Here is a 19448-nt window from a genome sequence, read left to right as displayed (position 1 = left end):
TGCAGGATCGGCCAGGCCTTCGATGCGTGCGGAAAGGCCGCGCCTGCCGGGACCCGCCGTCGTCGTTCCCGTTAGCCGTTGCCGCGCCGGGAGTGACCGGGCAGAATCGGACCGTCGGTGAAGGCGCGGGACAATGAGGCACGGGACCGACCCGGGCGGATGGAGCGGCAATGAGCACGGACACTACGACGAGCACCGGCACCGGGCAGGCGTCGCACGCCGCGGACAGCCATGACGTGATCCGGGTGCAGGGTGCGCGGGTGAACAACCTGCGTGACATCAGCATCGAGATTCCCAAGCGTCGGCTGACGGTGTTTACCGGGGTGTCCGGCTCCGGCAAGAGCTCGCTGGTTTTCGGAACCGTGGCGGCCGAATCCCAGCGGCTGATCAACGAGACCTACAGTGCCTTTGTGCAGGGGTTTATGCCTTCCCTGGCCCGGCCGGAGGTGGACCTGCTGGAGGGGCTGACCACCGCGATCATTGTTGACCAGGAACGGATGGGTTCGAACCCGCGCTCCACCGTGGGCACCGCCACCGATGCGAACGCGATGCTGCGGATCCTGTTCAGCCGGCTGGGGCAGCCGAACATCGGCCCGCCCAACGCGTATTCCTTCAACGTCCCGTCCGTGAAGGCCTCCGGCGCCATCACGGTGGAGCGGGGCGACCGGAAGACCCGGGCGGAAAAGGCGGTGTTCAACCGGCTCGGCGGCATGTGCCCGCGCTGTGAGGGGACGGGAGCGGTCACCGACTTCGACCTCACGGCACTGTTCGACGGCGCGAAATCACTGTCCGAAGGCGCCATTACGGTGCCGGGCTACAGCATGGACGGCTGGTTCGGGCGGATCTACGCCGGCTCCGGGTTCTTCAACATGGACAAGCCGATTGCAAAGTTCAATAAGCGCGAGCTGCATGACCTGCTGTACAAGGAGCCCACCAAGATCAAAGTGGAAGGCATCAACCTCACCTATGAAGGGCTGATTCCGAAGATCTCCAAGTCCATGCTGTCCAAGGACCCCGAAGCCATGCAGCCGCACATCCGCGCCTTCGTGGATCGCGCCATCACCTTCAGCACCTGCCCCGAATGCGACGGCACCCGGATCAGCCCGGAGGCACGGTCCTCGAAGATCGGCGGCCTCAACATCGCCGACGTCTGTGCCATGCAGATCAGCGACCTCGCAGGCTGGGTCCGCGGGCTGAAGGAACCCTCGGTGGCGCCGCTGCTGGCCGGGCTGCAGCACCTGCTGGACGCCTTCGCGGAAATCGGGCTGGGCTACCTGTCCCTGGACCGCCCCTCGGGCACCCTGTCCGGCGGCGAGTCGCAGCGGACCAAGATGATCCGCCACCTGGGCTCCTCGCTGACCGACGTCACCTACGTTTTCGACGAACCGACCATCGGCCTGCATCCGCACGACATTGCCCGGATGAACCAGCTGCTGCTGCAGCTGCGGGACAAGGGGAACACGGTGCTGGTGGTGGAACACAAACCGGAAACCATCGCGATTGCGGACCACGTGGTGGACCTGGGCCCGGGCGCCGGCGCCGGGGGCGGCACGGTTACCTTTCAGGGACCGCTGGAGGGACTGCGGAAGAGCGGCACCCTGACCGGCCGCCACCTCGGGGACCGGGCGCGGCTCAAGGATTCGGTGCGGCAGGCGTCGTCGTCCCTGGAAGTGCGCGGTGCCGCCACCAACAACCTGCGCGACGTCGACGTCGACATTCCGCTGGGTGTCCTGGTGGTCCTCACCGGGGTGGCCGGCTCCGGCAAGAGCTCGCTGATCACCGGGTCGGTGTCCGGGCGGGAAGGCGTGGTGACAGTGGACCAGGCCGCCATCCGCGGTTCCCGGCGCAGCAACCCGGCCACCTACACCGGTCTGCTGGAACCGATCCGCAAGGCGTTCGCGAAGGCCAACGGCGTGAAGCCCGCCCTGTTTTCCTCCAACTCCGAGGGGGCGTGCCCGTCCTGCAACGGCGCCGGGGTGATCTACACCGAGCTGGGCGTGATGGCCACGGTGGAATCGGTATGCGAGGACTGCGAGGGCCGCCGCTTCCAAGCCTCGGTGCTGGAATACACGTTGGGCGGGAAGGATATTGCCGAGGTGCTGGCCCTGTCAGTGGCCGAGGCGCAGGAGTTCTTCGGCGACGGCGAAGCCCGCACCCCGGCCGCACATAAGATCCTGAGCCAGCTGGCCGACGTCGGACTCGGATACCTTCATCTGGGACAGCCGCTGACCACGCTTTCCGGCGGCGAACGGCAGCGGCTGAAGCTGGCCACGCATATGGGCGGCAAGGAAGCCGTCTTTGTGCTGGACGAGCCGACCACCGGCCTGCACCTGGCCGACGTCGAACAACTGCTGGCCCTGCTGGACCGGCTGGTGGATTCCGGGAAGTCCGTGATCGTGATCGAGCACCACCAGGCGGTGATGGCGCATGCGGACTGGATCATCGACCTGGGCCCCGGTGCCGGGCGGGACGGCGGGCGCATCGTGTTCGAGGGGGCCCCGGCGGATCTGGTGGCGGACGCGTCCACGCTGACCGGAGAGCATCTGGCCGCCTACGTGGCGGGGTGATCTGGGCCTAGACCCCTTCGACTGCGGGCAGGCGCCCGGAACGTACCGCATCGGCGAAGGCTTGATAGTCCCGCTCGTTTTGATCTGCGTACCGCTCACAGAAGTCGGTGATCGAGTTATCGAACTTCTCGCTCTTGCCAAGATAGGCGGCGATCGCGACCGGGTCTCCTGATCTGGCGTGGGCCCGGGCCAGTGTCCAGCCGCAGGTGCGGGCGTAAAACTCCATCCCGCGGGGTTTCATCGTTTCCACGACCACTGAGCCCTTCATGTCCCGCAGCTGGCGCCAGTACAGGTACCGGTTTTCCTGCACGCCCTTGGTCCAGCCCAGGAAGATGTCGCTGGCGGCCTGCATCCTTCGCTGGCCCTGCACTACGCGCTGGCCCGGCTGGCGGTATCTGCTTTTGGGCAGGTGGTCCTCAAGGACTGACCGTGTTGCTTCCTTGACCTGCAGGAACAGCGGGTCATCTGAATCGCGGCCCTGAAGCAACGCGATAAAGCCCCGGGTGCCGACGCTGCCCACACCCACCACCTTGCGGGCGATATCGACGATTTCGAAGCGCTCGAGGAGGTGGCGCCTGTCGTCCTGCAACGTGGCCCGGTAGGACCGGAGCTGTTCGCGGGATTCCTCCCACATCTGGTCCGCGGATAAACCGTATGAATCACCGAAATCCCTGAGCGGGATGACGATCGGCGGTTGGCTGACGATTCGGTACTTCCCGTCCACGCGCTCGGCCAGCTTGGACAGTGCCTGCAGGTTGTCCCGGGAACGCGCCTTCCGCACGGCCTGTTGCGCCCTCTTTCCGATCTGCTTCGCTGCCTTTTTCTCCACCTTGCCCTTCCCGTTGTCCGCCCCCAGCTGGATCGTTGACAAAATATCCTGCTCCGTCAGACGCGCGTACCAGATGTCCATGGTTCCCATTTGTGCGAACTCGCGCATCGCTTCGCGGTAACCCCGAACCGCGGCAAGGGTTGCCGAGCGCGCCTCTTCGTTGGTGAAGGAGTTGTTCCTGGCCGCAATGGTGAAACTCGCGGACATCCGCAGCACGTCGTACTCGAACGGACCCGGAAGTGTTTCGTCGAAGTCATTCAGGTCGAACAGCAGGATCCGCTCGGGTGAGGCGAATACCCCGAAGTTCGACAAATGGGCGTCGCCGCAGAGCTGGGCGGTCAGGCCGGATCTCGGTGTGTCCTTGAGGTCGGCGGCCATGACCTTGGCTGCACCCCGGTAAAAGGTAAACGGAGAGTCAAGCATTCGGCCGTGGCGCACCGGCACGAGGTCCGCATCGCGGGTGAGGTTCTGTTCTTCGATGAGCGCGACGGGGTCCGGGCGGTCGGCTGCTGGAACCCACCCTTGATGGGCGGAGACGGGTGTTGTCTCCCGGCGGTCCTTGCCTGCTGCCACGCGTTCCGTAACGCTCGGGTGCGTGACCTCGATACTGGCCATGATCGGTGACCTCTCTACAACGGCGTTTTGCGCCATCCGGCAGGTCCTGCGGGGTCAGACTTTGTACGGCAGCTGACGTCCATAGAATATCGGGTTGCCTTCCCCGAGGGGATGGGTCCGGCGTCCGGGGAGGGCCCCGCCTCCCGTTTTCGCCGCCGTCTTCCGGGACTGCTCCGGCGGCCCGCTGGCTGCCCGCTCTCGACGGCCACGGCACTATCTCGTAGTTTGAGTCGTGGTCATACCCCACGGCAAGGACCGCCGCTGCTGTGACAGGTACGGGGAGGAACAGGATGATTCCGCTACTGCTCGGAGCCGCGGTGCTGATAGTTTTCGGTGCTTTTTCGGCGCCGCTGAGCCGCCGAGGGGTGACGAGTGCCATGGCGTTCGTGCTCGCCGGGACTGTCCTCGCGGCGGCGTTGGGCGGATCACCAACCCTGGAAAGCCACGCCGTCGAGCGGGTCACCGAACTGGCCCTTGTGTTCCTTCTCTTCACCGACGCCGCCCGGCTCGATCTTGGAATCCTGCGCCGAAGTCTCGGGTGGCCGGGGCGGTTGCTGCTGATCGGGCTGCCGCTGACCCTTGTCCTTGGCTTCGGGGCCGGGCTGCTCCTCTTCCCCGAACTTCCCCTGGCCAGTGTTTTCCTCCTGTCGGCGATGCTCTGCTCGACCGACGCCGCGCTGGGGCAGAGGGTCGTCGAGGATACCGCGGTGCCGGGACGCGTGCGCCAGGCACTGACTGTGGAAAGCGGCCTGAACGATGGCATCGCGGTGCCGTTCTTTCTGGTGTCGCTGGACATCTCGTTGGCGACGCTGGACGGCAGCGTACCGTCGGCTGTCGTGGGTGCCATCGCGGAGCAAATCGGATGGGGGCTGCTGGCCGGGGTCGGTGTCGGGGGAGCAGGCGGGTACCTGTTGCGGGCCGCTGCCGGACGGATTGAAACGCAGTGGCGCCAGCCGTTCACGCTGGCCGTTGCCCTCGGCGCCTACGCGGCGGCGGGTTCGCTCGGCGGCAGTGTGTTCATCGCGGCGTTTGTGGGAGGAATGGCGTTCCGCCTGTCCAGCCGTGCAGGGAACATCGACACGACTTCCTTCACCGCCGAGGTGGGGAGTGTTCTCGCCGCAGCCACTTGGGTGATTTTCGGCGCGGTCGCGGTCCTGACCGCCGTCCCGCACATCACCTGGCAGGTTGTGGCCTACGCCGTGCTGAGCCTCACCGTCGTGCGGATGCTGCCGGTCGCCGTCGCCCTGGCCGGCAGCGGTGTGCGGTGGCAAACCCAGGTGTTCATGGGGTGGTTCGGCCCCCGGGGGCTGGCCTCCGTGGTGTTCGGCCTGCTGGCCTTTGAGGGGGGAATCCCGGCGGCAACCACGCTCCTGACGACGGTGGTTGTCACGGTAGGCCTGAGTGTCTTCGCGCATGGGCTTTCGGCCAAGCCGCTCGTGGCTGCCTACCACCGCTGGTCCGAGGCCAATCCCGGAAAGTAGTATCCGGATGCGGAAGCAGTTACGACACCGGGCTGCGGGGTGCGAACATGATCACGGCGACGCCCGCCAGGCAGATCAGCGACCCGAGGATGTCCCACCGGTCGGGCCGGAAGCCGTCGAAGACCATGCCCCAGGCCAGCGACCCGGCCACGAACACTCCACCATAGGCGGCCAGGATCCGCCCAAAGTGCGCGTCCGGCTGCAGCGTGGCCACAAATCCGTAGGCGCCCAGGGCCATCACGCCCAGACCCGCCCACCACCACGCCCGGTCCTCCCGCACGGACTGCCACACCAGCCAGGCTCCGCCGATTTCGGCGGCAGCCGCCAGGAGGAACAGGAGGACGGTTTTTGCAATGGTCATGGCATCCATCCTGCACGTTGTCGGAATCCCTGCGGTTTGTGACAATCCCTGCGACGCGCCGTGCAGGGATTGTCACAAACTGCAGGGTTTTGCCCAAAACGCAGGGAATCCAACCCGTGCTGCGTCAAGGGTCGTCCGGTGCGGAGGGAAACGTCACCCGCCGCCCCGTTACCGGGTCTGGTCGCCGCCGGGCCCGGCCGCCTGCGCACCCCGCACCCGGTGCCGGACCTCGCGGTACAGCAGGCTCTCCACGGTAACCAGCCCCGCAACCAGGGCGGTAACGAGGAGAAGCGCCGCCAAGGAGGTCAACGGCGGACCAGCGGCCACCAACGCCAGCAGCAGCGCGGCCGTACCCAGCCGCCACTTCTTCCATCCGCCGCCCATCCTCCGCCAGAAGGCAGCGGTGCCCAGCAGGTACAGTGCCGGGCCGCCGAACAATGCGAAAACCCCAAGGCTGCTCAGGCCCTTCCCCTCCTCCACATGCGCCAACACGTCCTCGACGCCCAGGGCCGTGAGCACAATGCCGGCTACGAGGGGTAGGTGCAGGTAGGTGTATGCGACGACGGCGGCGGAAGACCGGGTGGATCCGCGCAGAGCGGCGAAGCGGTGTTCGGCCGCGACGGCCGTGACGTCGAAGTAGAGCCACCAAAGCCCGATGGACAGACAGATTCCCGCCGCCGCACCGGTCAGCACCGGCACGCTCACGGGCAGTTCGGAGGCACCGACGCCGATGGACACGATGGATTCGCCGAGTGCGAGGATGACCACGAGTGCATACCGTTCGGTCCAGTGCGCCGCCGAGTGGATCCGCCAGTTGCCGTGCCACGAGATGAGGAAGGTGAGGCCGGTGTCCAGCACCATGCCGGCCAGCCAGAACCAGGTCTGTGCGGTGCCGCCCAGCAGCGCCCCGGTGACGACCAGCGCCGCTCCCAGGACGGCGGTGAAGGTCAGCTTGGCTATCTGCCGGCGCAGCGGCCGATCGTTCCCGGAGGCATACACGTACAGGACCAGGTGCAGGATCCGCACCGCAGAATAGGCCAGGGCAAGGACCATCGGGCCGTGGAGGCCGCCGTCGAGGTCTTCGAACGCCTCCGGAATAGCCAGGGCGGCGATAAAGGCCGCTACCATCACGGCGGACAGGCCGAACCGCATCAACCCCTCGTCGACGTGTGCCTGGTTGGCGAGCCAGGAAAAGGGGGCCCAGGACCACCAGAGCAGGACCAGGATGACCATCCCCTGCAACACGCCCAGGAATGAATGCTCGTGCACCATGAATCCGGTGACCTGGGTGAAGGCGAACACGAACACCAGGTCAAAGAACAACTCGAAGGTGGTCACCCGGTGCGTTTCATCCGAGATGCGGGCAGCAGGAAGCGGCGGGCGCGGCAGATGCGGCATGCCACAAAGAATAGAAGTCCGTGGCCCCGCCTAGAAGATAATGCGGTCGAAAAGCCAAACGTACCGCGGCGTCGACAATGTCCGGCCGCGGTCGGATGGGCTGGACTCCGACGTCCGTGAAACTCGGGAATTCCTACGGTTTGTCGTGATCCCTGCAGTTTGTGACAATTCCTGCGTCGCGCGGCGCAGGAATTGCGACAAAGCGCAGGATCGCAAACCGGCATCCGGCCCGGCTGAATATTGAACCGTCACACCGAACCGTTCCGCTTGTGACCCACGTCATGTCTCCGGTACGGTGACTACACCGCCGGCGGTTCGACTATCGAACGTTCTGTTCAAATAACGAACACGATCGGCGGCCACCAACGGCACAACGAAGTGAGGACCCCGTGCAGTTCCACCACCACGGCTACGTATCCGGTGACCCCCGCATCCAGCCCGCCGCCGGCACCGGCGTCGACCGCCCCGCCGACCTGCCCGACAAAGTGGACGTGCTGATCGTCGGCTCCGGTCCCGCCGGGATGCTCACCGCCGCGCAGCTGTCGCAGTTCCCCAGTGTCACCACCCGGATCGTGGAGCGGCGGGACAGCCGCCTCGCCATCGGCCAGGCAGACGGCATCCAGGCCCGCAGCGTGGAAACCTTCCAGGCATTCGGCTTCGCCGAGGAAATCACCGCCGAGGCCTACCGCATTACCGAGATGTGCTTCTGGCGCCCGGACCCCGAAAATCCGGAGAATATCGTCCGTTCCGGCCGCGCCCTGGATGACCCCGCCGGAATCAGCGAATTCCCGCACCTGATCGTCAACCAGGCCCGCGTGCTGGACTACTTCGCCCGGTTCATGGCCAACTCGCCCACCCGTATGCAGCCCGACTACGGGTTCGAATTCCGCGGTCTGGAGGTCGACGACGACGCCGAGTACCCGGTCACCGTCACCCTCCTGTCCACGGCCGGCCCGGATGAAGGCACGGAGCGCACGGTTAAAGCCAAGTACGTGGTCGGCTCCGACGGCGCCCGCAGCAAGGTCCGCGACTCCATCGGCTGCACCCTGGCCGGAGACAAGGCCAACCACGCCTGGGGCGTGATGGACGTGCTGGCCAACACCGACTTCCCCGACATCCGCACCAAGTGCGCCATCCAGTCCTCCAACGGCGGCAGCATCCTGCTCATCCCGCGCGAGGGCGGCCACCTGTTCCGCATGTACGTTGACCTCGGTGTTGTGCCCGAAGGCGACAACGGTGCCGTCCGCAAGACCTCCATTGACCAGATCATCGCCAAGGCCAACGGCATCATGGCCCCCTACACGCTCGACGTCCGCAACGTCGCCTGGCACAGCGTGTACGAGGTGGGCCACCGGCTCACCGATCGGTTCGACGACGTTGTGCCCGAGGACCTCGGCACCCGCACCCCGCGCGTCTTCATTACCGGCGACGCCTGCCATACGCACAGCGCCAAGGCCGGCCAGGGCATGAACGTCTCCATGCAGGACGGCTTCAACCTGGGCTGGAAGCTCGGCCACGTGCTGGACGGCCGCAGCCCGGAAACCCTGCTCTCCACCTACTCTGCGGAACGCCAGGTGGTGGCAAAGAACCTCATCGACTTCGACAAAGAGTGGTCCACGCTCATGGCGAAGAAGCCCGAAGAGTTCGAGAACCCCTCGGACCTGGAGGACTTCTACGTCCGCACCGCCGAGTTCCCGGCCGGGTTCATGACCGAGTACACCCCCTCCATGCTCATTGCCGAGCCGAAGCACCAGGACCTGGCCGCCGGCTTCCCGCTCGGCAAGCGCTTCAAGTCCGCACCCGTGCTGCGCGTCTGCGACACCAACCCGGTGCAGCTGGGCCACCAGGCGCGGGCGGACGGCAAGTGGCGGATCTACGTCTTCGCCGACGCCGCGGCTGCAGGCACGCCCTCGCCGGTGGCCGAGCTGGCGGACTGGCTGGACACCGCGCCGGACTCCCCGCTCGCGGCCACGCCGGAAGGAGCGGACCGGGATGCCTGGTTCGACGTCAAGGTGATCTACCAGCAGGACCACACGGGCATTGATCTGGGTGCCGTGCCGGCGGTGTTCAAGCCGCAGGTCGGACCGTTCCAGCTCGACGACCTGGCGAAGGTCTACGGCGCCGACCCGACCGCCGACATCTTCGAGCAGCGCGGAATTTCCCGGAACGGCGCGGTGGTGGTGGTCCGCCCGGACCAGTACGTCGCCAACGTGCTGCCGCTGACGGCCACCGCGGAGCTCGCCGGGTTCTTCGCACCCCTGCTGCCGGCCCGCCAGCAGGCGTAACCGGTTCCCAACGCACGACGACGGCGGCGCCTTAGGTGCCGCCGTCGTCCCGCGTTAACGGCGGCAGGGCTGGCAGACTGACCAGCATGGACAGCTCCGACCCTTCCGAAATCACGCTCGACTTCGACGCCGCCGCGCTCCTTTGGGACGCCTACGCCGCGGCATTCCCCGCCCGGGCTGCGGCCGCCGGGGAATACACCGTGGAAGCCTTCGGCGATTCCCCGGCACTGGCCGATGAACTGCTGGCCCTGGTCCTGGACGGCCGCAAGCGGGCCACCTCCTCGCACGTCGCTGAGTATGTCGCGGAAGGCGAACCGCTTCCGCGCATCGGCATCCACTGGATTGTCTGCGACGGCGCCGGTGCGCCGAAAGCGATCCTGCGCACCACCGAACTGAGGCTCGGGACCTTTGCCGACGCGGATGAGGCTTTCGCCTACGACGAGGGTGAAGATGACCGGAGCCTGGCGTCCTGGCAGCGCGAGCACCGGAAGTTCTGGGAACGCACGGCCGCAGCGCGCGGTGGCAGCTGGTCAGAGGAGGACGAGCTGGTGTTCGAACGCTTCGAGGTGGTCTGGCCTATCGGGTGAAGGATGAACAGCTGCCCTTGAAATACTCGCGCAGCAGAGCGGGATCTCCGGCCTGTGCCGGGGCAATGACGGAGGCATCAAAGACCTCGGGGTTGACCATGTGTTCCTGTATTGCGGGCAGGGATGTGTACTTGGCCAGGTATTCCATGCTGTGTTCCTGGCCGGCCGCGTCTCCGCTGTCGAGGGCCTGGAGGTAGGAATCCATCCAGGCGCAGAGCCAGTAGCCGGCGACCGTGGTGTCCTGGACTCCGTCCTGGATGCTGGTCTGTCCCTGCTGGGTTCCGGCCGCGGGGTCGCTGAAGTTGCTGAGTTCGATCCGCCAATCCATCCCGGCCGGCAGCGGCTCCGGGAACTCGGCGATGGCTTCCGCCACCGCCTGGTCGAAGCAATCGGGTTTGATGCTCACGTAGCCCCCGGCCGGGTCGATCCGCATAATTTCGCCGCCCGGGCAGGGCCGTAGGGTCATGGTGGGCTCCGGCGTGGGACGGGCGCTGGCCTCCGCGCGGGCCAACGCCTCGTTGCTTTCCGCGTCGGTGGTTCCGCAACCGGCGAGCACGCCGGTAAACAGGGCGCCGGCTGCGGCAACGCCCATCGCTGCGGTAAATCGAGTTTTCATGTGTCCCCCCGGTCTACGCAGACCATAGCTCAGCACGGGCCGGGGGGATAGCCGCATTTTTGGCGAGCCGGCCGGGGCTAACCCGCCCAGGCGCGGGTGCGCGTCACCAGGGCAGGGGACCGTCCTCATCGCTGAAGGTGCCGGTGGGCCCGTCCGCCGGGATCGTGGCCATCCGGACGGCGGCCCTGGCGCCCTGCTCCGGTGTGCGTGTTCCCCGGAAACCGTTCAGATCGGTGGCAACAAAACCCGGACAGACCGCATTAATCAGGATGCCTTCCGGAGCAAGTCCCTTCGCATACTGCAGCGTCAGGGAGGTCAGGGCGGTTTTGGACGGCGCGTACCCGGCGGCGATCGGGTCGGTGTTGGCCGGATTGGATACTGCGGCGAGGGATCCGGCCACGCTGGAGACGTTGACGATCCGAGGGGCCTCGGAGAGGCGCAGCAGCGGCAGGAAGGCCGCCGTCACGGAGATGACGCCGAAGAAGTTGGTCTCGAAGACCGAGCGGATTTCATTCACGTCGGCCGAGCCCGGCTGTTGGGCAGCAAAGCTGACTCCCGGCGTCGCCACAATCCCGGCGTTGTTGATCAGGGCATCCAGCCGCCCGAAGCGGCGCTTTACCTCGTCCGCAGCGGCCGCCACCGAGGCCGGATCGGTCACATCGAGGACGACGGCGACGGCGTCTCCACCCTCCGCGCGCAACTCCGCAGCAGCCCGCTCACCGGCGTCGGCGTTCCGTGCGGCTACCACCACGGTGTGGCCGAGCGCCGCCAGCTGGCCGGCAATCTCGCGCCCGATACCTTTGTTGGCGCCGGTGACGAGGGAAATCATGCTGTTATTCATGGGACTCCTAGAGAAAACACGGCCAACCCGACCGGGAAGGCACTTTCAGTCTGTCCGCAGGGGCGTGTACTTGGAATAACGAAAAGTCCGTATTTTTTGCTCTACAGTACAAAGATGGTGAATGACCGGTTATCGGAAGTCCTCGACCTGATAGAGGTCAGGAGCATTATTTCGGGCAGCACTGCGGTGTCCGGGCGGTGGGAAACCGAAAGCAGTCTCGATGAGGACCTGAAGTTCTTCGCGGTTGTGCAGGGCAGGATGCGGCTCTCGACCGACGGGCCGGACATGCCCCTGATCCTGGAGGCTGGCGATGTTGCCCTCCTCAACGGCCGCCGCTGGCTCAAGCTGGAGGGCGGCAGCGGGGACGCCTCGCCGCTGCGCCTGGAACCGCCGGCCAGCGGGACGTTCGTCCGGGTGGGGGAGGGTGCACCGGGCACCGAGGACATCGTCATCGGCGGCCGAGTGGCTGTGAACGCCACCGGGCGTGAACTGCTGCTGCGGGCCCTGCCGCCCGTGGCCCACATACGTTCCGGAACCGACGCCGCGCCGCACCTGCACGGACTCGTCGAGCGGCTGTTCGAGGAGGTGTCCGGGCAGCGGGTCGGGTCGGGGTTTGCGGCACGACAGTACGGCCAGCTGCTGTTGCTGGAGGTGTTGCGTGCATTCATCACCGATGCGGCACTGCCGCCGGGATGGCTGAAACTGCTTGCCGACGAACGGCTGCGGCCGGCGCTGGCGTTGATCCACGCCCAGGGGACCCGGCCTCCGAGCCTGGAGGACATGGCCGGTGCCGTGGCCATGTCGCGCACCGCCTTCACCGAACGGTTTAGGGAAGTTGCCGGCTCTCCGCCGCGGTCCTACCTGAACAACTGGCGCATGCTCGTAGCGCAGCGGGAACTGAGGTCCGGGGATACCCGGATCCGTTCATTGGCGTTGGACCTGGGTTTCTCCTCCGAGAGCGCCTTCAGTACGGCGTTCAAGCGCAGTGTGGGCGAATCGCCGCTGCATTACCGGTCCCGGGTGCGGGCGCTGGAGCCGGTGGATTAGCTCGCGCTGGCCGGACGACGACGGCGGGAGTGGGCGTAGATCCGAGCCTGATCGCCGGACAGGGCGAGGATCAGCAGGACGTCAAAGGCGTAGCCGAACAAGTTGGTCCGCAGCGCCGCCTCGGGTCCGGCGGACACGGCTGCCACCTGCAGGGCCATGGCGACTGAGCTCAGGCACATCGCGGTGATCCGGGCCCCGTTACTGCCGCGCAGTATGAGCACGGCCAGCACCGCCTCCACCCCGGCGAAAACGGTGAGCGAGACGCTGGTGGGAGCGTAGGCACTGCCCAGCTCGGCAATCCCACGGCTCTGGGTGCCCAGCAGGTTGATCACCGGGGAGATATCGGCCAAGTGGACCAGGAAGGGCGCCGCCATCGCCAGGGAGGCGAATCCGCGCAGGAACACCAGAACGGCACCCAAAATAACCGCGGCCGGCGGCCGGTCCCGGGCAGCAGCTGCGCCGATGGGCACGGTCGGGCCGATGTCCGGGAGACTGCTCAGGTCCGCCACCGGCAGGTCCCCGTCGGTGACAATCGAGTCCCCGCCGCCGTTGCGGGAGTGGTATCCGGTGGAGAAGTTCTTGATGACCTCCACGGACACCGCGGGGGAGGCTTCCCGGAGAGAGCTGATCAGGTAGTCCCGTTCGGCGTCGATGTTCTCTCCGACCCGGTGCGTGACCTGCAGGGTGAACAGAGACAAACCGACGGCACGGTCAAAGGACGCGGCGCCCAGCCAGTCCGCGGCAATGCCTCCGGGGAGCATCCAGCCCTCGGGGCAGCGCCAGAAACGGACATGGTGGCGCTGCCGCGGGTTGCCGTGCATTTCCTGCTCGTAGGCAAAATCCTGCTGCCGGTCGAACAGGAGCAGGGGGCTCACCGGGGCCTGGACATAGCTGCGATGCAGCAGGGTGGAGGAGACAATGCGCCAGCTGCTGGCCAGGGTCACCGGGTCCGCGAGGTGCCAGCCGGCCTTTTCCAAGGCGCCCCGCAACTGCGCCTCGCTGCCCAGAAAGGCGAGGTTGACGGCGTCGCCGAACAGGCCGGCATTGGTGCGGGTGCGGCCCATGAAGTAGTTGGGAATGAAAATCTGTGTCAGGACCCGGTCCAGGCGCGGCAGCACCAAGTACGCCAGCGCGGCCCAGAACACCACCAGGAACCAGATATGCCGCTGCTGCAGGCTCTCCTCCAGCAGCAGCACGGCGAACCAGGCTGCACCGATGCCGCTGAACGTAAAGAAAGCCCAGTCGACGGCGGTTGCCGCCGGCCCGCCGTCGGACTCCGCTGCGGTGCCCGGCTGGGTCATCCGGAAGTCATAGCCCCGGCAGTTCGCCGTTTGCCCGGGCCTCAATCCAGTCCACGGCGGCATCCGGCAGGTAGTAGGCTCCGCTGCCGTCGGAAGCCATGCCGCGGCTGCGGGAGATTTCCTCCACCACCCACGGCTCTACGGCGTCACCGTTATTGGCGGTCAGCCACTCGCGGGACTCGGCGGTGAGCATCGGCCACCAGAGGGCAATGTCCAGGTCATCGCGCTCAAACTGTTCATCAGTCATGGCTAAAACTCTGGCACTTTCGGGCCGGTTGGTCGACGGCCTGCGCTTCCCGGTTACCGGCCGGCCGGAAATATCCCCGCGGGCTCAGCGGTGAGCCGGTAGCGGCGAACCGGCCCGTCGAACCCGTCCGGTGCCTCGACGTCGTCGCCGGGCAGGAGCCCAAAGCCGTCCTCATGCTGTCCCGGACCCCATTCGGCGTGCGCCTCGCCCCAGGAGTCCTGCCAGGCGGCGTCGGGGGCAATCAGTTGCAGCATGGGCGCCACTCTAGTAGCTCCCGGGTTCACCCGCCGCGAAGCCAGGTTGCCCCGGAAAACCGGACGTGCGACCGTGGAGGGGAGGCCGCGACACGGTCTCCCGGACGAGGGGTGCCGTACCCGGTGTGCGACAAGACGGCCCGAGGGAGACTCTCATGTCATGGATTGTTCTGGTGCTGTCCGGCGTCCTGGAAGCAGTATGGGCCACCGCCCTGGACAAATCGCAGGGATTCAGCCGGTTCTGGCCGTCGGCCATTTTCGTTACCGCCCTTATCGCCAGCATGGCCGGGCTCGCCTACGCCATGCGGGAACTGCCGCTGGGCACCTCGTACGCCGTCTGGGTGGGGATCGGCGCGACACTGACCGTCATTTACGCCATGGCCACCGGCGCGGAATCCGTGTCCCTGCTGAAGATCGTGTTCCTGGCGATGATCGTGGGCGGCGTGATCGGGCTGAAGTCGCTCCACTAGGCCCGTTCCAGGCCTTGCGTGAGCACTGCTTAGCGACGCATGCGTGCCCTGCGCACCTGCACCCTTGTGCAGCGGAAACCCGGAGAGTTGAGTTGGGGAATGGGATCCCTTACGTACTCCATGAACTGCTCACTGGACGGGTACAGCGCCGACGCTGACGGTAACTTCGCCTGGTTGGAGCCGACCGAAGATTTTCTTGCCTCACATTCCGAGGACCTGGAGGACGCGGCCGCCGTGCTCTACGGGCGACGGATGTACGAAACCCTGTCCGTGTGGGAGACCGACCGCGCCGCGTCAGTTGGCCTTCCGGGGACTGACAGGTTCGCGGACGCCTGGTCGGCGGTGCCCAAGGTGGTGTTTTCCTCCACACTGCAGGATGTTTTCACCGGCCGGACATCGTTGGAACCCACCCTGACCCCGGAAGCCGTGGAACGGGCCAAAGCCGCGGGAAACGTCATGATCGGCGGACCGGAGCTGGCTAAGAGCGCCATGCGCATGGGGTTGGTGGACATTGTGTCGCTGGTGATCTGTCCGGTAATTGCCGGTGGCGGTCAGCGTGCCCTGCCCGACGGGGTGCCACTGGACCTTCGCCTGCTGCGGGAACAACGCCTCGACAACGGGGGAGTCCGGGTGACCTACGCCGTGGGCTGAGGCGATGCTTCCCCGCGCGGCGGCCGGATCGGATCCAACCGCCGCGCACCCTGCACCCGTCTACTGCTTAGAAGAGGCGTTCCGCCACGTTCACCCGGGTGGCCGACGCCAGTGCGGACTCGACCTTCGCCTTGGGTGTTGTGCCCGGAACCGAGCTCATCAGCTGGTCGTCGGGGATGCTGGCATCCGCGAGGTACAGACGGGTGTAGCCAGCGGAGTCCGGCTCAAACCTCCAGCTCTCGGCGAGGGTGCCCGCGTCGACGACGTCATAGCCCAGCCCGTCGATGAGTGCGGCCGCCTCAGCCTTGGCCGAATCGTCGTCGGAAGCGATGGGCAGAGTGGAGCGCTCAGCGGACCCGGCGGGGCGGGCCAGAAGCGGAATGTGGTGGGCCAGGATGTTATTGAAGGCCTTGACGTACTGCGCCCCGGGAAGCCGGCTCTGCACCAGTTCGCTGGTGGTCACCGTGCTGTCATCGAGCTCGGCGATGCGCCCGTCCCGGGACGGGTAGTAATTGCTGGTGTCCAGGACGATCTTGCCGGCCAGGAGTCCGTCCGGAAGAGCGGAAACCGCGTTCAGTGGAATGGACAGCACGACGGCGTCACCGAGTTTCGCGGCGTCTTCCACCGTTCCGGCCTGGGCCAGCGGCCCGAGGTCGGACACCAGTTCCGAGAGCGATTCAGGTCCCCTCGAGTTGGCAATAACGACGTTCATGCCCGCAGCAACCGCGAGCCGCGCGACTGCGGATCCGATGTTCCCGCTTCCAATGATGCCCAATGTCGGCATTGCGTATCCCTTCGATAATGTTCGGCTGGACTGGCGCGGGTGTCCTCCGGCAGCCCCTAAAGGAGGCAACTGCCGCTGCTGCGGAGGAATTCCCCTGGGCGGCGGAAGTGTTAGGCGAGCCGTGACCCGGCGGACATTGCGAGGTTTCGAGCTCCGGTGAAGTGTTCGGCCGTGCCGACACGGTTCAGCAGCCGTGCCGCGCGGACCATGAGGTTTCCCCGCCGACGCCGGCCGGCGTCGTAGCGCTGCAGGCCGGCGGCAACGTCGGGAGCCGCGGAGAGTGCGTCGACCAGGGCAACCGCGTCCAGAAGTGCCTCGCAGGCGCCGCGGCCAAGGTTCGGTGCCATACCGTGCGCCGCGTCGCCCAGCAGCGCCAAGTTGCCGGAAATGTAGGACGGGAGCGGCGGAATGTCGAATAGTTCCCGGTAATCTATCGGTTTCCCGTCCAGTTTCCCCAGGACCTGGGCGATATCCGGATGCCACCCGCGGTAGAGGCTGCGCAGCAGGTCGGCCCCCTGGGCGCCGATAGCCTCCGGGGAGCCCAGCGCGGGAAGGTCTGTGGAGCGGAGGCAGGCAAACCAGTTAGTGCTGCCGGCATCCAGCGGCGTAATGCCGAACAGGCGGCCGCGCCCCCAGGTCTCGCTGACTCCGCGGGCCGGGCCGGGGACAACGCCCCGAAAGGCCACTGTTCCCAGTGCCTGGGGCGATACTCCATTGCCGGCGGTGCGCAGGCGGCTGAAGATTCCGTCGGCGGCCACGACAACATCGGCAGAAGGCAGGGTTGAGGGTTCGGCGACCGGTGAATCCCATTCGATAACCCCGGCAGGAAAGTCCCCGGCCAGGGCCTCGAGCAGGACGGTGCGTGGAACAAAGCGGGCGGTCCGGCCGCGGCCCATGGCTGCGATCTGGCTGCCGTCCGGTTTCAGGATCCGTGCGCCGCGCTCTTCCACCGAACCGGCGCGGACTGCGTCACCGGCGCCCAACGCGTCGAGGGCGCGCATCGCCTCGGGCCACATGGCCAGTGCCGTTCCGCTGCCGGGCAGGTTTGCGCCGCGTTCGAGCACCTGGACCGACCATCCTGCGCGCAGCAGTCCCCGCGCAACGGCGGTTCCCCCGATGCCCGCTCCGACGATCAGTGCTGAACCGCGCATGGGTGTCTCCTCATCAATGGTCCGGCTGCCGCAGGCTCGGGGGCGGCCACCGTCTGACGGTGATCCCGCCCAAGGCGGAATCTACGCCGTCTGCTGCCTGCTGTCGACGTCGGTCTCGGCAGCGGTTTCCCGCGGCCGCCGGAAGCCGACGGCCGTCAGGTAAATCCCCAGCGACGCCTCCCAGATGATCTCCGGAAGGGTGGCCAGGGCCGAGGGAACCGAGGTCTGCCCGTAGGCTCCGAAAAGCACGGCAAGACCGGACAGCGACATCAGCGGGCCGCCGATCAGGCCGAACAGTGCCATGGGCCGCGGCACCAGGTGCGAGCGGTACATCAGGAACCCGAGCAGCAGCCCGTTGCCGATGCCCACCACGAACCCCGGGCCGAGCAGGAACGTCCAGCCGTGCACCGCCACCAGCGCCCGGGCTACGGGCAGGTACTCCCCGGCGTCGGCACCCGCGGTCTGCCGCAGCGTCACCACGGTGAGCACGCTGAGAATTCCGACGGCAATAAGCGCGCACTCCATGATCCGGGCCGCAACATAGCCGACCGCGGCGGTCTCGCTGTAGAGCCGCAGCACGGGAAACAGTACGACGGCGGTGCCGATGTTGGTCACGATCAGCACCAGTTCGCAGACGGCGCCGAGCAGGATCCGGGTGTCCGCACCGGGTCCGGCGAGGTAGTTGGGGTCGGTGAGCAGCGGTGCGTACAGGGCAGCCCCGGCGATGGCGGAGGCGAAGGTGAGGAGGAAGAGGATCCCGGCGGTCCGGGCCGTGCGGTTAGAGGTCTGCATGACGCTCCTGTCAGCCAAAGGTGTACTGCGTACACCAGATGCGATGAACCTAGGTGTATGTCGTACACTTTGTCAAGGATCTCTTCCCGGGAAGGTGGCACTGTGGGACAGGTACCCAAGGCGCGGCAGCAGGAACCGTCCGCGCGGCGTCCGCGCCTCAACCGGGACGCCGTGCTGCGCGCCGGCGTCGTGCTGGCTGACCACGTGGGCACTGACGGTTTCACGATGCGCACGCTGGCCGACGAACTCGGCGTGGTTCCCATGGCGCTGTACAAACACGTGGCCAACAAGCAGGAACTGCTCGAGGGCATGGTGGACCTGGTCTGGGCCGAGGTCACGGAACCGGACAGCGGGCGCGGCTGGAAACAGGCCATGCGCGGCCGCGCCGTCTCCCTCTGGGCCGCACTGGTCCGGCACCGCTGGGCCGTGGGACGGATGGAAGCGGCCGGCCGGCCGGGACCGGAGAGCCTGCGCCAGCACAACGCGATGCTGGGCTGCCTGCGGCAGAGCGGATTCTCGTTCCGCACCACCGTCCACGTCATGAGCCTGCTGGATGCCTACGTGTACGGCTTTGCCCTGCAGCAGAAGACCCTGTCCTTTGAAACCCCGGAGGAGTCGGCCGAGGCTGCCGCCGACACCCTCAACGGGGAATCGGCGGAGGCCGCGGCTTTGTATCCGTACCTGCTCGAAGTGGTGGGCGAGCTGGCGAAGGAAGGCTATGACTATGACGCCGAATTCAACGTCGGGCTCGACGTCCTGCTGGACGGCATCGAAACTCTGCGGGGTTCCTGGCGCGACGGCTAGGTTCGGCGGATGGTCCCGATTTCAGTACCCACTTCGCCACGGGCCGGGCGAAACCTTGTTTCATAGTGATAGGCGATGGCCGTGCCTTGGGGGAAATTTGTTTAACGTGCAGGGATTTCGTTATCCCCTTGATTTCGTCGCTGATCGCAACATGAAACTCCGATAATCAGTAATTTATAGGAGATCCCGCGCTTTCGACGTGAGAGCAGGGGTGCTCCGTCGGATAATATGTCCGGGTCGACCTAATTGTTCCGGTGTGCGGAAACTGCGGATTCGACCGTAGTTGCAATCTCCGCTGCGGCGAAGATATGACGCTTTGACATCGTCAACTACTGAAGCACGACCCTGATAACAGAAAAGGCATACC

General features: G+C 66.5%; 19 protein-coding genes and 1 riboswitch. Of the genes, 8 read left to right on the top strand and 11 right to left on the bottom strand.

Annotated features, from left to right (window positions below):
- Nucleotides 1-170 precede the first annotated feature (170 nt).
- Nucleotides 171-2567 (top strand): ATP-binding cassette domain-containing protein, encoded by a 2397-nt coding sequence (locus tag LJ760_RS04510; protein ID WP_227919780.1) that lies wholly within the window; start codon nt 171-173, stop codon nt 2565-2567.
- A gap of 7 nt (nt 2568-2574) precedes the next feature.
- On the opposite strand, the gene LJ760_RS04505 is transcribed toward LJ760_RS04510, so the two are convergent.
- Nucleotides 2575-4047 (bottom strand): DUF2252 domain-containing protein, encoded by a 1473-nt coding sequence (locus LJ760_RS04505; protein ID WP_227919778.1) that lies wholly within the window; start codon nt 4045-4047, stop codon nt 2575-2577.
- Nucleotides 4048-4301: 254 nt separating this feature from the next.
- Between LJ760_RS04505 and LJ760_RS04500 the strand changes: the two genes are divergently transcribed.
- Nucleotides 4302-5492 (top strand): cation:proton antiporter domain-containing protein, encoded by a 1191-nt coding sequence (locus LJ760_RS04500; protein ID WP_227919777.1) that lies wholly within the window; start codon nt 4302-4304, stop codon nt 5490-5492.
- A gap of 19 nt (nt 5493-5511) precedes the next feature.
- On the opposite strand, the gene LJ760_RS04495 is transcribed toward LJ760_RS04500, so the two are convergent.
- Together LJ760_RS04495 and LJ760_RS04490 are read right to left on the bottom strand one after the other, a co-directional pair.
- Nucleotides 5512-5853, bottom strand: coding sequence for a YnfA family protein (locus LJ760_RS04495; RefSeq protein ID WP_227919775.1), 342 nt, complete (start codon nt 5851-5853; stop codon nt 5512-5514).
- A gap of 168 nt (nt 5854-6021) precedes the next feature.
- Nucleotides 6022-7251 carry a low temperature requirement protein A gene (locus LJ760_RS04490; protein ID WP_227919774.1) on the bottom strand — a complete coding sequence of 410 codons (1230 nt, stop codon included), beginning with the start codon at nt 7249-7251 and terminating at the stop codon, nt 6022-6024.
- Between the two features lie 389 nt (nt 7252-7640).
- On the opposite strand from LJ760_RS04490, the gene LJ760_RS04485 reads away from it, so the two are divergent.
- Together LJ760_RS04485 and LJ760_RS04480 are read left to right on the top strand one after the other, a co-directional pair.
- The gene (locus tag LJ760_RS04485) at nt 7641-9536 is read left to right on the top strand and encodes an FAD-binding monooxygenase (protein WP_227919772.1); all 1896 of its coding nucleotides are present in this window, start codon (nt 7641-7643) and stop codon (nt 9534-9536) included.
- A gap of 86 nt (nt 9537-9622) precedes the next feature.
- Nucleotides 9623-10123, top strand: coding sequence for an ASCH domain-containing protein (locus tag LJ760_RS04480; protein ID WP_227919769.1), 501 nt, complete (start codon nt 9623-9625; stop codon nt 10121-10123).
- On the opposite strand, the gene LJ760_RS04475 is transcribed toward LJ760_RS04480, so the two are convergent.
- Both LJ760_RS04475 and LJ760_RS04470 read right to left on the bottom strand, forming a co-directional pair.
- Nucleotides 10113-10739, bottom strand: a complete 627-nt coding sequence (locus tag LJ760_RS04475; protein WP_227919766.1) for a hypothetical protein — start codon at nt 10737-10739, stop codon at nt 10113-10115. The genes LJ760_RS04480 and LJ760_RS04475 overlap by 11 nt on opposite strands.
- Before the next feature lie 103 nt (nt 10740-10842).
- Entirely contained in the window at nt 10843-11580 is a 738-nt protein-coding gene (locus LJ760_RS04470) for an SDR family oxidoreductase (protein ID WP_227919761.1), read from the bottom strand.
- 114 nt (nt 11581-11694) lie between these two features.
- Here LJ760_RS04470 and LJ760_RS04465 point away from each other — a divergent pair, with 114 nt between their 5' ends.
- A complete protein-coding gene (locus LJ760_RS04465; RefSeq protein ID WP_227919756.1) occupies nt 11695-12627 on the top strand; it encodes an AraC family transcriptional regulator in 933 nt (310 codons plus the stop codon).
- On the opposite strand, the gene LJ760_RS04460 is transcribed toward LJ760_RS04465, so the two are convergent.
- From LJ760_RS04460 to LJ760_RS04450, 3 genes are read right to left on the bottom strand one after another with little or no spacing between them, the layout of a single operon-like run.
- Nucleotides 12624-13928, bottom strand: coding sequence for an LssY C-terminal domain-containing protein (locus LJ760_RS04460; RefSeq protein ID WP_227919752.1), 1305 nt, complete (start codon nt 13926-13928; stop codon nt 12624-12626). The two genes, LJ760_RS04465 and LJ760_RS04460, sit on opposite strands and share 4 nt — an antisense overlap.
- Nucleotides 13929-13935: 7 nt before the next feature.
- The gene (locus LJ760_RS04455; RefSeq protein WP_227919742.1) at nt 13936-14175 is read right to left on the bottom strand and encodes a hypothetical protein; all 240 of its coding nucleotides are present in this window, start codon (nt 14173-14175) and stop codon (nt 13936-13938) included.
- Between the two features lie 53 nt (nt 14176-14228).
- Nucleotides 14229-14429, bottom strand: coding sequence for a hypothetical protein (locus tag LJ760_RS04450; protein ID WP_227919738.1), 201 nt, complete (start codon nt 14427-14429; stop codon nt 14229-14231).
- 78 nt (nt 14430-14507) lie between these two features.
- A riboswitch (guanidine-III (ykkC-III) riboswitch) is annotated at nt 14508-14574 on the top strand.
- A gap of 10 nt (nt 14575-14584) precedes the next feature.
- On the opposite strand from LJ760_RS04450, the gene LJ760_RS04445 reads away from it, so the two are divergent.
- Together LJ760_RS04445 and LJ760_RS04440 are read left to right on the top strand one after the other, a co-directional pair.
- Complete coding sequence (locus LJ760_RS04445) at nt 14585-14899, top strand: DMT family transporter (protein ID WP_227919735.1); 315 nt, start codon at nt 14585-14587, stop codon at nt 14897-14899.
- Between the two features lie 99 nt (nt 14900-14998).
- Nucleotides 14999-15550: a dihydrofolate reductase family protein gene (locus tag LJ760_RS04440; RefSeq protein ID WP_227919732.1), complete on the top strand. Its 552-nt coding sequence runs from the start codon at nt 14999-15001 to the stop codon at nt 15548-15550.
- 67 nt (nt 15551-15617) lie between these two features.
- On the opposite strand, the gene LJ760_RS04435 is transcribed toward LJ760_RS04440, so the two are convergent.
- The 3 genes from LJ760_RS04435 to LJ760_RS04425 all read right to left on the bottom strand — a co-directional run bounded on the left by LJ760_RS04435 (nt 15618) and on the right by LJ760_RS04425 (nt 18277).
- Complete coding sequence (locus LJ760_RS04435; protein WP_227919730.1) at nt 15618-16403, bottom strand: NADPH-dependent F420 reductase; 786 nt, start codon at nt 16401-16403, stop codon at nt 15618-15620.
- 41 nt (nt 16404-16444) lie between these two features.
- Nucleotides 16445-17485, bottom strand: coding sequence for an FAD-dependent monooxygenase (locus LJ760_RS04430; RefSeq protein ID WP_227919729.1), 1041 nt, complete (start codon nt 17483-17485; stop codon nt 16445-16447).
- 81 nt (nt 17486-17566) lie between these two features.
- Nucleotides 17567-18277 (bottom strand): DUF4386 domain-containing protein, encoded by a 711-nt coding sequence (locus tag LJ760_RS04425; RefSeq protein ID WP_227919728.1) that lies wholly within the window; start codon nt 18275-18277, stop codon nt 17567-17569.
- A 102-nt stretch (nt 18278-18379) separates the two neighbouring features.
- Here LJ760_RS04425 and LJ760_RS04420 point away from each other — a divergent pair, with 102 nt between their 5' ends.
- Entirely contained in the window at nt 18380-19081 is a 702-nt protein-coding gene (locus LJ760_RS04420; RefSeq protein ID WP_227919727.1) for a TetR/AcrR family transcriptional regulator C-terminal domain-containing protein, read from the top strand.
- The last annotated feature ends 367 nt before the right edge of the window (nt 19082-19448 follow it).

It is taken from the genome of Arthrobacter sp. zg-Y895 (assembly GCF_020731025.1).
In the GTDB taxonomy this organism is placed as follows: Bacteria; Actinomycetota; Actinomycetes; order Actinomycetales; family Micrococcaceae; genus Arthrobacter_B.
The sequence above is the reverse complement of the archived record's forward strand: the minus strand, read 5'-3'. Positions and strand labels throughout refer to the sequence as shown.

Bases quoted from the DNA above. Each gene is read 5' to 3' on its own strand.
- LJ760_RS04510 (WP_227919780.1), top strand. From the start codon at position 171: ATGAGCACGGACACTACGACGAGCACCGGCACCGGGCAGGCGTCGCAC.
- LJ760_RS04440 (WP_227919732.1), top strand. From the start codon at position 14,999: ATGGGATCCCTTACGTACTCCATGAACTGCTCACTGGACGGGTACAGC.
- LJ760_RS04505 (WP_227919778.1), bottom strand. From the start codon at position 4,047: ATGGCGCAAAACGCCGTTGTAGAGAGGTCACCGATCATGGCCAGTATC.
- LJ760_RS04500 (WP_227919777.1), top strand. From the start codon at position 4,302: ATGATTCCGCTACTGCTCGGAGCCGCGGTGCTGATAGTTTTCGGTGCT.
- LJ760_RS04495 (WP_227919775.1), bottom strand. From the start codon at position 5,853: ATGACCATTGCAAAAACCGTCCTCCTGTTCCTCCTGGCGGCTGCCGCC.
- LJ760_RS04475 (WP_227919766.1), bottom strand. From the start codon at position 10,739: ATGAAAACTCGATTTACCGCAGCGATGGGCGTTGCCGCAGCCGGCGCC.
- LJ760_RS04425 (WP_227919728.1), bottom strand. From the start codon at position 18,277: ATGCAGACCTCTAACCGCACGGCCCGGACCGCCGGGATCCTCTTCCTC.
- LJ760_RS04450 (WP_227919738.1), bottom strand. From the start codon at position 14,429: ATGCTGCAACTGATTGCCCCCGACGCCGCCTGGCAGGACTCCTGGGGC.
- LJ760_RS04445 (WP_227919735.1), top strand. From the start codon at position 14,585: ATGTCATGGATTGTTCTGGTGCTGTCCGGCGTCCTGGAAGCAGTATGG.
- LJ760_RS04490 (WP_227919774.1), bottom strand. From the start codon at position 7,251: ATGCCGCATCTGCCGCGCCCGCCGCTTCCTGCTGCCCGCATCTCGGAT.
- LJ760_RS04460 (WP_227919752.1), bottom strand. From the start codon at position 13,928: ATGACCCAGCCGGGCACCGCAGCGGAGTCCGACGGCGGGCCGGCGGCA.
- LJ760_RS04465 (WP_227919756.1), top strand. From the start codon at position 11,695: ATGGTGAATGACCGGTTATCGGAAGTCCTCGACCTGATAGAGGTCAGG.
- LJ760_RS04430 (WP_227919729.1), bottom strand. From the start codon at position 17,485: ATGCGCGGTTCAGCACTGATCGTCGGAGCGGGCATCGGGGGAACCGCC.
- LJ760_RS04455 (WP_227919742.1), bottom strand. From the start codon at position 14,175: ATGACTGATGAACAGTTTGAGCGCGATGACCTGGACATTGCCCTCTGG.
- LJ760_RS04480 (WP_227919769.1), top strand. From the start codon at position 9,623: ATGGACAGCTCCGACCCTTCCGAAATCACGCTCGACTTCGACGCCGCC.
- LJ760_RS04470 (WP_227919761.1), bottom strand. From the start codon at position 11,580: ATGAATAACAGCATGATTTCCCTCGTCACCGGCGCCAACAAAGGTATC.